This window comes from Candidatus Uabimicrobium helgolandensis, from assembly GCF_041508025.1.
GTDB classification, from domain to species: domain Bacteria; phylum Planctomycetota; class Uabimicrobiia; order Uabimicrobiales; family Uabimicrobiaceae; genus Uabimicrobium; species Uabimicrobium helgolandensis.
Map to the genome: position 1 here is coordinate 5,916,136 of NZ_CP165719.1, position 13,787 is coordinate 5,929,922.

A 13,787-nucleotide genomic window follows, 5' to 3' on the forward strand; every position below is an offset into this window, starting at 1 on the left:
CTCCTATAAAATAAAACAACAGAGGAAATTATGTTAAAGATTTTAATTTTAGATGATGAAGAAAGCATTCGTAAAACGCTCAGATTACATTTCATAGAACACCATCAGGTAGAAACGGTAGCCTCGATCAATGAGTTTAAGGATACCTACTCTAAGTTTAATCCAGATTTACTATTGTTAGATTTAAAACTTCCTGATGGCAATGGCCTGGATTTGTTGCAAAATTTACGCAATGTTGGAGACACAATTCCAGCCATTATGATTACAGGACATTCTGATATGGAAAGTCCTATATGCGCTATGCGCATGGGAGCCGCAGACTATATCAAAAAACCTTTAGATATAGAAGAAATAGAGGTCGCCATTACTCGTGTGCAAAGCCAAATTATTCAGCAAAAATCTCTACGTGATATAGGTAGTCATAGCCTATTTCAAAAAGGAAGAATTGTTGGTCATAGCAAAGCAATTACTAAAGTACTTAAGCAAATTGGTACAGTTAGTCAAGGAAAAGTAAACGTTTTGATTACTGGAGAAAGTGGTACTGGTAAAGAATTAGTTGCTCGAACAATACATCTTTATTCTTCTCCGAAAGAGCCTTTTATTGCTGTTAATTGCTCAGCGCTATCTCCTAACTTAATAGAAAGCGAGCTTTTTGGTCATGAAAAAGGAGCCTTCACACATGCTATAGGAAAACGCATTGGTCGTTTGGAGTTATCTAAAAACGGCACACTATTCCTTGATGAAATAGGAGAACTTCCGACTGATCTACAAGTAAAGTTACTTCGTGTTATACAAGAAAGAGAATTTGAACGCGTTGGTGGAAATGAAAAAATTCCTTTTCAAGCACGAATACTTAGCGCAACTAATAAAAATCTTCAAAATATGATGAAAGAAGGCTCTTTTCGCGAAGATCTCTATTTCCGATTATGTACAGAAGCCATACATCTTCCCCTTTTGTGTGAACGTATAGAAGATATTCCAGAGTTAGTAGAATATTTGATTCTCAAAATAAATCATGAGTTACATAAAAAAATTAAAAAAGTACCAGAAAAAGTAATAGAAGAACTTCAACATTACTCATGGCCAGGAAATATAAGAGAGCTAGAAAATGTCTTAGTTCGCTCTGCTTTACTTTCATCAAATGAGGTACTTATTCTTCCTCATAATTTGTCTTCTCCATCAGAGTCTGAAGCAAAAAAAGAAATCTTTTTTTCACTGGCTCAAGTGGAAAAGGAACATATTACTAAAGTTCTGCAACGCACAAATAGTAACATCAGTCAGGCCAGCATTATATTAGGAATATCAAGACCAACACTAAGAAAAAAAATTACGGAATACAAAATAATTACGGAAACTGGCTCATAACAATATTGTTGCTAGCTTACAAATAAGTGTAGGACAAATTTTAAGTAAATCTCATCCTCAAAATTGAGTATCAAAACTCTACAAATCACTCCATTTTACAAACCCAAATAACAATTGCTCAGAAATAAACTGGGATTGTAATGTCTAACTTAGCAATAAGTATACCAACCTACCCAAATCTTTATATTTTACTGAAAAGAATCCACTCAAAAGAAAACAGGTGGAAAATTTTGTCTGGTTTTAGATATTAAGTGGAAAGTTTCTTTCCATAGTGGAAAATTTCTTTCCACCTAAAACGTAGATGGATTTTTTTCTACAATTTTAAAGACATATTTTTCCCTGTATTTCCTCACTCAGAAGCCCAAGTGTTATCGTGCGTCATTTTATGGAACGGCTTTTGCTTAAGTCTACAGAAACTTATTCAAACAAATTCTATATTAAGGAATGTGGCGATGAAATATTTAACTGTTTTGGTTTTTATATCCTGTATACCTTTTTTTGTTTCTTGCAATGAAACTCAGGATGGCAACTCTGAAGAAACAACAGAAATATCACAAGGTAATGAGAAAAACAACACCGAAAAACCTGAGGTTGTAGAATGGAACAACACTCACTGTCCTGTAATGGAGGGAAAAGTTAAAGAGGATGGTGGTAGTACAATGTATCAGGGAAAGCTAGTTCGTTTTTGTTGTCCGAAATGTATTAAGAAATTTAATGATAATCCTCAGGAATACCACGAAACCCTCGTTTCATACGCTTCAGGAAAAAAGCCAGGTGAAGATGCTGAAGATCATGGTAGTCACGATCATTAAGTTTTAGTAATAAAAGTCTGTTACAAATTAAGTCTATTGATAATTTGTAGCAGACTTCAATGATGATTTTTCTTTACAGAAAAGAAAAGGGTTAATTATGAGTAATAACCTACTTGAGGACATAAAAAAAGAACTGGCAAAAACAATATCTTCATGGGTGGGACTTTCACCACTATCTCCTGATGCCAGCGAACAACATAAAAAGATATATGAGCAAAAACTAATCAAACGCCTCAGCCGCAAGGGAATGTGGACGATGGTCATTTTGATGCCAGTATTCATAACTACTTTGTGGGCAGGCACTTTACTGGGATCTGGAGAGAAGAAAGATCATAGCAAACACACAAAACAAAGTGGTATAGAAAAAAAACAGGCTAATAAAATTAAGTTTTGGTCTTGCTCCATGCATCCACAAATCAAACTACCAAGGAATGATGCTAAATGTCCTATTTGTTTTATGGATTTAGTACCTGTTTATAGTGGTGGTAATGAAGTGGGAGCAAGTGAGATTAGCCTGACAGAAAGTGCTCTAAAGTTAGCTAAAATAAAAGCTGAGCCTGTTCTTTATCGTAAGTTAATTTATACACTAAGAATGGTTGGTAAAGTAGATTACGATGAAACAAAAGTAACAAATATAAATTTATGGACTCCTGGGAAAAGTAAACTTGAAAAAATGTTCGTAGCTTTTACGGGAGCTAATGTGAAAAAAGGAACACCTCTTGTAGAAGTATACAGTCCAGATTTGATTGCTGCACAAGGTGAGTATTTATCCGCTTACAGTAGTTACAAAACTCTTACCGAAGATTCTCACTTACAAGGAATGGGTGACAACTTAGAAGCATCCAAACGTAAATTAATAGATTTGGGTATGACTGAGACTCAAATTACATCATTAAAAAAGAAAGAAAACTTAGAACAAACAACAATTATTTACTCCCCGGTAACGGGTACAGTAGTTGGAAAATTAGTAAACGAAGGTGAATGGCATAGTCGTGGTATGTCGATTTATCGTATAGCAAACCTTTCAGAAGTCTGGGTAAAACTTGACGCTTATGAAACAGATATAAACTGGGTACGTAATGGACAGAAGGTTGAATTTGAAACGGAAGCGTACCCAGGAAAAATATTTAAAGGAAAAGTTGCGTTTATAGACCCTTTTTTAAATACAACTACAAGAACAATCCGATTGAGAGTTAACGTTACCAATCCACATGGAGAGCTCAAACCAGGCATGTTTGTTAGAGCAAGTATTAAGGTGAGAGTAGCTGAAGGCGGTAATATTGTTACAAAAAAATATAACAAAAAGCCTACAAAAATACGTAGCCGTGTGTTAGCAATACCTCATACAGCACCTTTGATAACAGGAAAAAGAGCTGTTGTTTACATCCAAAAGGAAAAAAAGAAGTACGATAGCAAAGGAAATGCAAAAGTAACGCAAAGGCTTTATTCTGCTGTCGAAGTTGAGTTAGGACCACGCGCGGGCGACTACTATGTAGTGTTATCTGGACTAGAAGAAGGTCAAGTGGTAGTTAGTCAAGGAGCTTTCAAAATAGATTCAGCATTACAAATTATGGCTAAACCCAGCATGATGAATCCTCCTGAAGAAAAAACGAATCCAAAAGAGGACTCTACAGACAAAAATATACCGCCATATGCAATAGCTGACTCTTCTTATCATAAAACGATGAAAATGGTTGTTGATAGTTATTTGGAATTTACAGGAAATTTGGCAAAAGATGATGAGAAAGCTTCTTGTCAATCATTGGTGAAATTTACAGAGATAGTACAGGAAATTTCTCCTGATCGTTTCTCTCTACCACAAATTCCGATGAGTAGAATATCCCAGCACATCATAACTCTAAGTAATTTTTTATCACAAGCCAAAAAGGACCAAAATATTAAAGTTCTTCGTAAGCAACTAAAAGAACTCACGAATATTATAACTGCTTACATCGAGGATTTTGGGCACAGGTATTCAGAACCTGTCTATCGCATGTACTGTCCTATGGCTAAAGCATACTGGTGGCAGTTCTCAGAAGAACTAAAAAATCCATACTACGGAAGTAAAATGCTAAAGTGCGGAAAGAAAAAAATTACTTTAGACCCTTTGAAAAAGAAGCAAATAGGTAAAATTGCAGCTATGTCTGGTAGTTATTGGGACAATAAAGGAGCTTATCATAAGCCCATGAGAGAACTAATAAAAGCATACCTGAGTATGGGCAACATTATGGCAAAAGATAAAGTAGAAAGTCTTCACGAATACAAAAAAACGATGATACGATCGTTGGCGAAAATCAATATCAACAAGATGGTTAAAGATACAAAAACACGTGAAAAGATAAGACCACAACTTGTTGCTTTGAGGCAGGTGCTCATGGAAATGCATGGACATGATATTAAGCAATTGCGACGCGATTACTTTGATATTTCCAATGCACTGATAGCCTATATAAAAGAATTTGGACATCTATACTCTACTCCACTGCATGTTGTACATTGCCCAATGTATCGCTATGACATGGGAGGCTCCTGGCTCCAAGATAACAAAAGGGTAAATAATCCATACTTTGGGAGCGAAATGCTACGCTGTGGTGATATAGAAGGCATTATTCCTGCCATCAAAAAACCTGATGAAAAAGGAGAATAAGAATGTCTGAGTTTAAAGATCGAACCTTCATTGATAAGATTATTTATTTCTTTTTAGTAAATAAATTAGTTGTTTTTCTCCTCGTTATGGCAATTGTTGGCATGGGGTTGTATGTTATGCCTTTTGATCACGGTATAAAATGGTATCCTACAGACCCTGTTCCTGTAGATGCAATTCCCGACATTGGGGAAAATCAACAAATAGTGTTTACTGAATGGATGGGACGTAGCCCACAAGACATAGAGGATCAAATAACTTATCCCCTTAGTGTTTCTTTGCAGGGAGTACCAGGTGTAAAAACCATTCGTAGTTATTCAGCCTTTGGGTTTTCGACTATCTATATTATTTTTAAAGATGATATCGATTTCTACTGGTCGCGATCTCGTGTCTTAGAGAGATTGAGTGTGGCGAGTAAAGATTTGCCTTCTGGGGTAGTTCCGAGTTTAGGACCAGATGCAACTGGACTAGGGCAAATATTTTGGTACACCCTAGAAGGAAGAGACAAAGATGGTAATGTTACCTCTGGGTGGGAACTACAAGAATTACGCAGTATCCAGGATTGGCATGTCCGTTATGCACTACAAGCAACAGAAGGTATTAGTGAGGTGTCTTCTGTTGGTGGCTTTGTAAAAGAATACCAGATAGATGTAGATCCTGATGCGATGTGGGCGCACAAAATTAAACTCCAGGATATTTTTCGTGCAGTAAAAAAAGCAAATATTGATGTGGGCGCCAAAACTATAGAAAATAATGGCGTGGAGTATATCATTAGAGGAATTGGTTTTATCAAAAGTCCAAAAGATTTAGAAAATACGGTTATCACCACTAGAAATAACGTACCTATTTATATCAAAAATGTGGCGAAGGTCGTTATGGGACCTGCTTTACGTCGCGGAGCTATTGATAAAAGTGGTGCCGAAGCTGTTGGGGGAGTAGTTGTCGTTCGCTACGGGGAAAATCCCAAAAAAGCGATCCAAAATATTAAGAAAAAAATAGAACAAATTGCCTCGGGGCTCCCTAAAAAAATTCTAAGTGACGGAACTGTCAGTCAGGTTACCATAGTTCCTTTTTATGATCGTACAGTTCTCATTAATGAAACCTTAGGAACATTAAAAATTGCACTTACCGATGAAATCATCATCACTATTGTTGTTATTGTTCTTTTCTTGATGAATCTAAAAATCTCGATGTTGGTTTCTCTAACTTTACCTCTCTCAGTTTTGATCACTTTCATTCTTATGAGCCACTTTAACATCGACTCTAACATAATGTCTCTATCAGGAATTGCTATCGCTATTGGTACCATTGTTGATATGGGAGTTATTATGTCGGAAAATATCGTCCGCCATTATGACAAAACACCACAGGGACAACGAAATCTCAAAATTGCTTTTGAATCAGCATCAGAGGTAGGCAAAGCTATATTTACAGCTATATCTACTACAATTGTTTCATTCATACCTGTTTTTGCAATGGATGGTCCTGAAGGAAAGTTATTCAAACCACTCGCTTATACAAAAACTTTTGCTCTTCTGGGTAGTGTTGTTTGTGCACTTGCTATCATCCCTGCTTGTTGTCATGTGCTACTGGGAGACTGGAAGCTTTCAAAAAAAGCAAAAGTTTTTCTCCTTTATTTTTCACACCTACTATTTGGATCAATTGGAGTTGTTGCTGCGTATGTCCTTACATGGTGGGTAGGTATCATTGTCGGTACAATGACACTTTATTCATTTATAAAATCTCAGATACCAGAAAAAAATAAACGCTATCTTGATATGTTCATAAATTTTGCAATTGTAGCAGTTGCATTTTTTTTCATGACGAAAAGCATTGCCCCTTTAGGAAAAAGTGCTTCATTTATTACCAATTTTATCGTTGTAGCAGGAGGAACATCGTCTTTAATTCTTATGTTTATGGGGTTCATATGGATATACCGTCCATTATTATCGATTATCTTAAATTTTAAATTGCTCTTTCTCGGTTTTGTTACACTTATTGTTCTTACTGGTATCACGATTGGATTAGGGTTTGAAAGAACATTTCGTCCAGTTGTAAAAGCATGTGGTTTAGTTGGTATGCAAGAGAAAACCATACGCTCTAGTGATATGTGGGTGTGGGGAATTCATACTTTCCCAGGCTTGGGGAAAGAGTTTATGCCTCCACTAGATGAAGGTTCGTATTTGTATATGCCTGTAATCATGCCTCATGGCTCTATCGGTGAAGCAATGGATGTTCTTAGTCAACAAGATATTAGGCTAAGCCAAATTCCTGAAATTGAGACCGTTGTAGGAAAAATTGGGCGCGTAGAAAGTTCTCTTGATCCAGCTCCAGTATCTATGATCGAAACGATTATCCAATATAAATCGGAGTATGCAATAATTAATGGTAAAGAAGTAAGACAATGGCGAGATCACATAAAAACACCAGATGATATTTGGAAAGAAATACTCAAATCAACTGAAACTACAGGTGCCACTTCTGCTCCCAAACTACAGCCAATAGCTGCTCGAATTGTGATGTTACAATCAGGAATGAGAGCGCCAATGGGTATTAAAATTCGACGCTCAAGTAGTGATGAGGTTCGGAAAATTCTCCAAGAAATGGAACAATTTGGATTTCAACTCGAAAAGTTTCTAAAAGAGGTTCCTGGTGTAGAACCCGCATCTGTTATTGCTGACCGTGTAGTGGGAAAACCTTATCTTGAGTTTCATATAGATCGTGAAAAAATAGCTCGTTACGGTGTTAATATTCGTGATGTACAAGACATTATCGAAATTGCAATTGGAGGAATTAAAGCAAGTACTAGTATAGAAGGACGCGAACGTTATCCTATTCGAGTACGTTACAAACGTGAACTAAGAGACTCGATTGATGCTATGGAGAAAATATTAATACCAACAAACGCTGGTACACAAATCCCTATCGTGCAAGTAGCTGAAATTCGTTATATACGAGGCCCGCAAGTTATTAAGAGCGAAGATGGATTTCTTGTTAGCTATGTACTATTTGATAAGAAAAAGGGATATGCTGAAGTTAATGTTGTTGAAGAAGCAAAGAAGTACTTAAAAAAGAAAGAGGATAGTAAAGAACTTATCCGACCAGATAGCACGGAATATAATTTTTCAGGAAGTTATGAAAATCAGGTACGTTCGGAAAAAAGGTTAATGGTTCTCATCCCTATATGTCTATTTATTATCTTTATGATTTTATATTTTAATTTTAACAATCTTCCACTGACTATAGTTGTTTTTATGGCTATTCCTGTAGCCCTCTCAGGTGGATTTATTCTGATTTGGCTGTATGGGCAAAGTTGGTTTTTAAATTTTGACCTCTTTGGAACTTCTGTAAGAGAAATTTTCAATATAGGACCTTACAATTTATCTGTTGCTGTTTGGGTAGGTTTTATAGCGGTCTTTGGAATAGCTTCAGATGATGCAGTGGTTACCGCAACTTACCTGGAACAGACATTCAAAAAGAGAAAAATAACATCTATTATAGACATTCGAGTTGCAACAGTGGATGCTGGAGAAAAAAGAATTCGCCCGTGTTTGATGACAACAGCAACAACTATTCTTGCCTTAATGCCGGTATTGATGAGTTCTGGAAGAGGTTCTGATGTAATGATACCAATGTCTCTTCCAAGTGTTGGTGGAATGTTATTTGCACTTGTTACTCTGTTTGTTGTACCTGTCTGCTACTGTGGAATAAAGGAAATCCAGTGGAAATTGAAGCTATATTCTGAAGGAGAAAAAGATGAATAATGTTTATCTTGTTTATCACAATGCCGGAAAGGAATATCCGCTTAAAGAAACAGAAGCCAATATTATTGGGCGTGGTATCGAAGGAGAAAGTGCCCTTGCTTCAATAGTTTTGCCTCATCCATCTATATCGCGAGAGCATGCTAGCATAACTTTTTACAAGGATGTTAAACGTTGGATATTCAAAAATTTAAGTCGCTATCCTTCGACTGTTTCAGGCACATCTGTTACTGACCAAAAAGAATTAAAACATGGAGATGAAATTCGCATAGGTCCGTTTAGTTTTTCTTTTTTTGAGAAGTCTCTTGCTCTTGAAGATACAATGGAATTACCAATGATGAAACCTCCAGAACAAGGATCATTTGTTAACGGATGGGAGGATGAAGAAAAAACCCCTTTGGGGTCAGCAATTGAAACATTTGCAATCATTTTTTTTATACTTCTCTCTGTATTCCTATTTTATTGTTGTTTTGTATGGTAGAGGAACAGCTATGAATAAACACTATATTTTTTTATTTATCCTAATTTTTCTTTGTAGTTGTTCTACTGTAAAAGAGAACGATGAAGATTTGGAAATACTATTCAAAATAAGTGATTCTCTTGCTTCATCAGAAGTAGTAAAGACAAAGAAAGGGAAAAAAATTACGCAGTTAAAAGATCTTGTTGATTTAGCGCTGAAAAACAATCCGCAGATAAAGTCCGCCAGATACAAGTGGAAAGCCACAGCTGAAAAATATCCTCAAGCTACATCACTACCAGATCCTGTTTTGACATATACTTTTTTCCTGAAAGAGCCAGAAACCCGTGTAGGACCTCAAAGGCACAAGGTGAGTATTATGCAATATATACCATTTCCAAGGAAATTATACCTCAAGGGAGAAATGGTAAAAGATAATACAAAAATAGCACACCTAGCTTACGAACGCACGATTAGAGATGTTCTTACCAAGGTACAAAAACATTTCTATGAACTTGTTTATATTGAAAGTGCGATAGAAATTACCAAAAAAAATGAAGATCTCGTTTCACAATTAATCCAGGTTGCTTCTGTAGAAAATAGTAATGGTAAAGCTCCTTTGTCTGACTTGATGAAAGGCCAGTCACAGTTAGCACAATTGGGTTATGACCGCATTCGCTTAGAAGAGCTGCGGCAAGTAGAAATAGGACAATTAAACGCTCTATTGAGCCAGAATCCTCAGGACGCGATCCAATTAGACAACCTTATTTTTGATGAAGCAGAAGAATTGCAATCATTTGAAGCTCTACAACAATATGCTTTAGTAAATAATCAAGAAATTTTAGCATCCAAGGTTGCTATTACCAAGGCTGACCATCAACTTGCTCTTGCTTTTAGTGAATATTTCCCTGATTTCTCTATTGGCGCGTCATGGACTCAGGTAGACCGAACTCTTTCTGGCTTTAATTTTGATTTTGACGATGATGGACAAGATATTTCAGCAATTACTTTTGGCATTAATCTTCCTATCTGGATACCAAAACGCAGCGCACGTGTAAGAGAATCTAAGTACAATATCAATCATACAAAAGAAACAAGAAAAAATATAGAGAATCAGCTCGCTGCTGAATTAAAAAAAGTATATTACAAGGTAAGTAATTCTAAACGTTTGATAAAACTATATAAAGACAGACTATTACCAGAAGCAAACAACTCTATCCAAATATCAGAAAATTGGTATCGAGATGGAGAAAAAAGTTTATTAACTGTTATAGAAAGTCAAAGTGTGTGGCTTAATTTTTCATTGGCTTTGGCTCGCGCACAGTCAGATTACGCTCAAGGAATTGTAACTCTATCCCAGTTGTGTGGTGGGTCACTTCCCCAAGCTCTAGCAGAGGAGAAATAATTATGAATAACTATAATAAAGTTTTTTTGTTGTTACTGTCAGTCCTCACTGGGTGCTGGAGCTATACACCACAAACAAATATAAGCAAACCTCCTCATATTGAGTCTATTTTCAAAAAGAAAACATTGGCACAAGAAAGTACAGAGCAGGAAAATGTGAAAAAACTGAAAACTCGCTGGCAAGAGTCCTTACGAAAAGATGATGTGCAAAAAATAAATCTGTATGACTTTGATTCTCCAACAGCAAAAAAATATAGATCTTTTGCCGATGCTCCGAATAATAAGTTATCTCAAGATCTGTCATTAGAACTGCTGATACAACTAGCATATGAACGCAACTCAAGTATCAAAGATGTCAAAAAAAGATTGAATTCTGTTAAACAGAGGTACTCTCAAACATTTTTTCTTCAAAACTTGCTATCCCAATACTCTTCATTTACCAGAACAATAAATACAAAAGTAGCTATGCAATCACAACGACCCAAAACTGAAATGAATACACCCCAGCCAGGTAGGCTTACTATCATGGGAGAGATTATCAACACCGAAGTTCAAATAGCAGAACTAGATTACATCATAACCCTGAGAAATCTAATTAATAAAATAACAAAAGACTATGCCGACTTGATTTACGCACGAGAAAGTCTCCATATTCAAAAAGAACACAATGGAATTGTATCCGCGTTAGAAAATACAGTCAGAGATAAATTTCGAGCTGGTTTAGCAGGATATGGAGATGTACTAAAAGCACAAATTCTCAAAGCGAATATTGAGGAGGACATGAAGACATATGAGGAAAGGCTAAAAACAATAAAAATTCGCATTCTTACAACTCTAGAATTACCAACAGACTCTAAGCTAGGCATACCTGCTGAAAAAGAGAAAAACAAACTAGAAATAAAACTTAGCAACCTCTATGAAAAAGCTTTGAAACATCGCCAAGAGATAAAGCAAATCGAGTTAAAAAGCAAAAAAATGGAGCAAATAATTTCACTAGCAAAAGATAAACTATACCCAGATTTTACGATAGGGTTAAGTTATTTCGAAAACAGGAATAAAGAGCGTGTGGGATCAGGAAAACAGGACATACCTTTTCCTGATCGCTCACAAAAAATGCCTCGTTTTGATTTTGGGCAAAGAGATAGTTATATAGAGGAAATGATGATAAAAAATGCTGCTATAAAAGAGAAGTTGCAAAACACAAAGCAAAAAACAATTACTCAAATACGTGATTTATACTTCCAAGTAGATACAAGTTGGAGACAGATTATTCTACATCAGAAAAAACTTATTCCCCTTGCAAAAGAAGCGCTAAAAGTCACTCGTGTTTCTTATCAAGTAGGAAAAAAAGTAGATTTTTTAGATGTGCTGGACGCAGAACGAACACTTCTCAATCTTTCTTTGATGTTAGCAAAAAACAAAAAAGAGTATCTATGGAATGTTGCTGATTTACAAAAAACTATTGGTATTTTTGAATTTTCTAGCTAACAAAGTAAGAAGGTTATTTGAGGAATATTTTGTAAATGAGTTATTGGAGATGGATCTGCGTCAAACTTGAATAACTCAAAGATTTGAAAATTGAACTTTGGCAGGATGATATAGATGTAAAAGCCAAGATAAAATCTGGCAAATCAGATTTCTGCGGCAGCGTAAGTTGTCACTTGGTGTTCAACATTCTCCTTTAGATGGTATACTCTTTTGCTGTGCGAGTGTCTTATTTTCTAGGAAAGTTGGCATAAGAGTTTTCCATAACAATATTTTCCAGAATGTATCTTTGGAATCCTTCGTGTATGAGTGTTAGTTTAGACAGGAACGGTAGCACTTAACTATAGTAATCCCAATTTTGTATTTCGAGAATATTTCCTTCTGGGTCTGTAGCATATACAAAAGTAATTTTGCCAACGTTAGGAATCTCTTTTTCGACAATTTCCCCTAGTAATTTTCCTTTGGCAGAGATAACTTCTTCTAGTTTTTGTTTTACATCTTCTACTTCAAAAGCGAGATGCCCAAAACCTTGTCTATTAGCAGCAGGAGGTTTTGCACTTTCAATCATATTACTATAAGAGTATATTTCAAGTGTTGGACCTATTTCTCCATATCCGGGTAAGCGTAAATGTAAACCTTGTAGGTGTGCATTTGCAACTCCTGTTCCTTTAGAAAGCCAATTCCCTTGTTGATTTCTCTCAGGAGGAACAGTTCGACATTTAAAAACTTCTATGTAAAATGACGCTAAATTTTTCCAATCTTTAGCTATTATATTCGTGTGTACGTATTTCACCATAACAAAACCTATCAGTAAGCGTATAATATGGACTACATTGTAAATTTAATTTTAAGCACAAAGGATACTCATGTTAATTGAAGATGTGTCACAAATCAGCAAAGAGTGGTTACGTTTTGTTCTAGATTCTAATGAAGAGATAAAAAAAATAACAACAGTTCCCTTTTCTTCAGCAAACGCAACAAACGCGATTATACATTTAGAATATGAAAAATCGTTACCAAGATCATTATTTTTGAAAATTTGTAAAAATAATGGTGTTTTTGTCAACAGTTCAGAGTGTAACTATTATACAAAAGACTATAAAAATTTAGTGAATACTCCTATTCCTCTTTGCTACAACGCACATTACACCAATAAAGGTTATCATTTACTGCTCGAAGATTTATCAGCAACACATTATGACAATAAAAATGTTGAACCAACAGAATGTCACACTAAAGAGTTGGCAAAAGCACTTGCTTGTCTACATGCTTTTCACTGGCAAGAAAACAAGTTTAAATTGCAAATGGACAACTACTTTAGCAAAGTCCGACAAGGACTTCCTGCAATTCTGGCAACAACTTCCTTAGCACAAAAAGATAAAGATTTTTGCTGTCGTGTCTTGCAAGAAATACCGCAGATGATGCGCTCAAGATTGCAAGATAATAACGGTTTTACTATGATTCATGGAGATGTTAATCCTAGCAATGTACTCTCTCCTAGGCAAAAAGATGGAAAAACTTATATCATTGATCGCCAACCGTTTTTATGGTCTCTTACCTACTCGCTTGGAGTACATGACTTAGCTTACGCAATAATTCTTTATTGGGATTGCGAAAAACGCCGTCAGTTGGAAAAAATTGCGTTAAAAGCATATCACGCGCAATTGCAAAAATCTGGAATATCGAACTACTCTTGGGAAAAGTGCATTCTCGATTATGTTTTATCTATTTCTCTCACGTTGTGTGTAGGAATTTCATGGGGGCTGTATGAAAATTCATTTACAAAAATGCAGTGGCTGTGGGAAAAACAGCTTCGTCGCTCTTTGCAGGCGTTACAGGATTGGCAAAATTATCAATGA

At 35.8% G+C, this 13,787-nt stretch carries 9 protein-coding genes; 8 read left to right on the plus strand and 1 reads right to left on the minus strand.

Annotation, left to right across the window (positions count from 1 at the left end; all coding sequences use genetic code 11):
* Nucleotides 1–30: 30 nt before the first annotated feature.
* The 7 genes from UABHE_RS21965 (at nucleotide 31) to UABHE_RS21995 (ending at nucleotide 11,931) form a co-directional block, all read left to right on the plus strand.
* Nucleotides 31–1,365: a sigma-54-dependent transcriptional regulator gene (locus UABHE_RS21965; protein ID WP_372365440.1), complete on the plus strand. Its 1,335-nt coding sequence runs from the start codon at nucleotides 31–33 to the stop codon at nucleotides 1,363–1,365.
* Between the two features lie 452 nt (nucleotides 1,366–1,817).
* Nucleotides 1,818–2,177, plus strand: a complete 360-nt coding sequence (locus UABHE_RS21970; protein ID WP_372365441.1) for a hypothetical protein — start codon at nucleotides 1,818–1,820, stop codon at nucleotides 2,175–2,177.
* A gap of 97 nt (nucleotides 2,178–2,274) precedes the next feature.
* Nucleotides 2,275–4,824, plus strand: coding sequence for an efflux RND transporter periplasmic adaptor subunit (locus UABHE_RS21975; RefSeq protein WP_372365442.1), 2,550 nt, complete (start codon nucleotides 2,275–2,277; stop codon nucleotides 4,822–4,824).
* A gap of 2 nt (nucleotides 4,825–4,826) precedes the next feature.
* Nucleotides 4,827–8,585: an efflux RND transporter permease subunit gene (locus UABHE_RS21980; RefSeq protein WP_372365443.1), complete on the plus strand. Its 3,759-nt coding sequence runs from the start codon at nucleotides 4,827–4,829 to the stop codon at nucleotides 8,583–8,585.
* On the plus strand, nucleotides 8,578–9,063 hold the full coding sequence (locus UABHE_RS21985) for an FHA domain-containing protein (RefSeq protein ID WP_372365444.1): 486 nt from the start codon (nucleotides 8,578–8,580) through the stop codon (nucleotides 9,061–9,063). Before UABHE_RS21980 ends, UABHE_RS21985 begins: the two co-directional genes overlap by 8 nt.
* A gap of 10 nt (nucleotides 9,064–9,073) precedes the next feature.
* Nucleotides 9,074–10,444 (plus strand): TolC family protein, encoded by a 1,371-nt coding sequence (locus UABHE_RS21990; RefSeq protein WP_372365445.1) that lies wholly within the window; start codon nucleotides 9,074–9,076, stop codon nucleotides 10,442–10,444.
* 2 nt (nucleotides 10,445–10,446) lie between these two features.
* Nucleotides 10,447–11,931 carry a TolC family protein gene (locus UABHE_RS21995; RefSeq protein ID WP_372365446.1) on the plus strand — a complete coding sequence of 495 codons (1,485 nt, stop codon included), beginning with the start codon at nucleotides 10,447–10,449 and terminating at the stop codon, nucleotides 11,929–11,931.
* A gap of 334 nt (nucleotides 11,932–12,265) precedes the next feature.
* Here UABHE_RS21995 and UABHE_RS22000 read toward each other — a convergent pair whose 3' ends face one another.
* The gene (locus UABHE_RS22000) at nucleotides 12,266–12,724 is read right to left on the minus strand and encodes a VOC family protein (RefSeq protein WP_372365447.1); all 459 of its coding nucleotides are present in this window, start codon (nucleotides 12,722–12,724) and stop codon (nucleotides 12,266–12,268) included.
* 70 nt (nucleotides 12,725–12,794) lie between these two features.
* Between UABHE_RS22000 and UABHE_RS22005 the strand changes: the two genes are divergently transcribed.
* On the plus strand, nucleotides 12,795–13,787 hold the full coding sequence (locus UABHE_RS22005) for a hypothetical protein (protein WP_372365448.1): 993 nt from the start codon (nucleotides 12,795–12,797) through the stop codon (nucleotides 13,785–13,787).

Bases quoted from the DNA above. Each gene is read 5' to 3' on its own strand.
- UABHE_RS21965 (WP_372365440.1), top strand. From the start codon at position 31: ATGTTAAAGATTTTAATTTTAGATGATGAAGAAAGCATTCGTAAAACG.
- UABHE_RS21970 (WP_372365441.1), top strand. From the start codon at position 1,818: ATGAAATATTTAACTGTTTTGGTTTTTATATCCTGTATACCTTTTTTT.
- UABHE_RS21975 (WP_372365442.1), top strand. From the start codon at position 2,275: ATGAGTAATAACCTACTTGAGGACATAAAAAAAGAACTGGCAAAAACA.
- UABHE_RS21980 (WP_372365443.1), top strand. From the start codon at position 4,827: ATGTCTGAGTTTAAAGATCGAACCTTCATTGATAAGATTATTTATTTC.
- UABHE_RS21985 (WP_372365444.1), top strand. From the start codon at position 8,578: ATGAATAATGTTTATCTTGTTTATCACAATGCCGGAAAGGAATATCCG.
- UABHE_RS21990 (WP_372365445.1), top strand. From the start codon at position 9,074: ATGAATAAACACTATATTTTTTTATTTATCCTAATTTTTCTTTGTAGT.
- UABHE_RS21995 (WP_372365446.1), top strand. From the start codon at position 10,447: ATGAATAACTATAATAAAGTTTTTTTGTTGTTACTGTCAGTCCTCACT.
- UABHE_RS22000 (WP_372365447.1), bottom strand. From the start codon at position 12,724: ATGGTGAAATACGTACACACGAATATAATAGCTAAAGATTGGAAAAAT.
- UABHE_RS22005 (WP_372365448.1), top strand. From the start codon at position 12,795: ATGTTAATTGAAGATGTGTCACAAATCAGCAAAGAGTGGTTACGTTTT.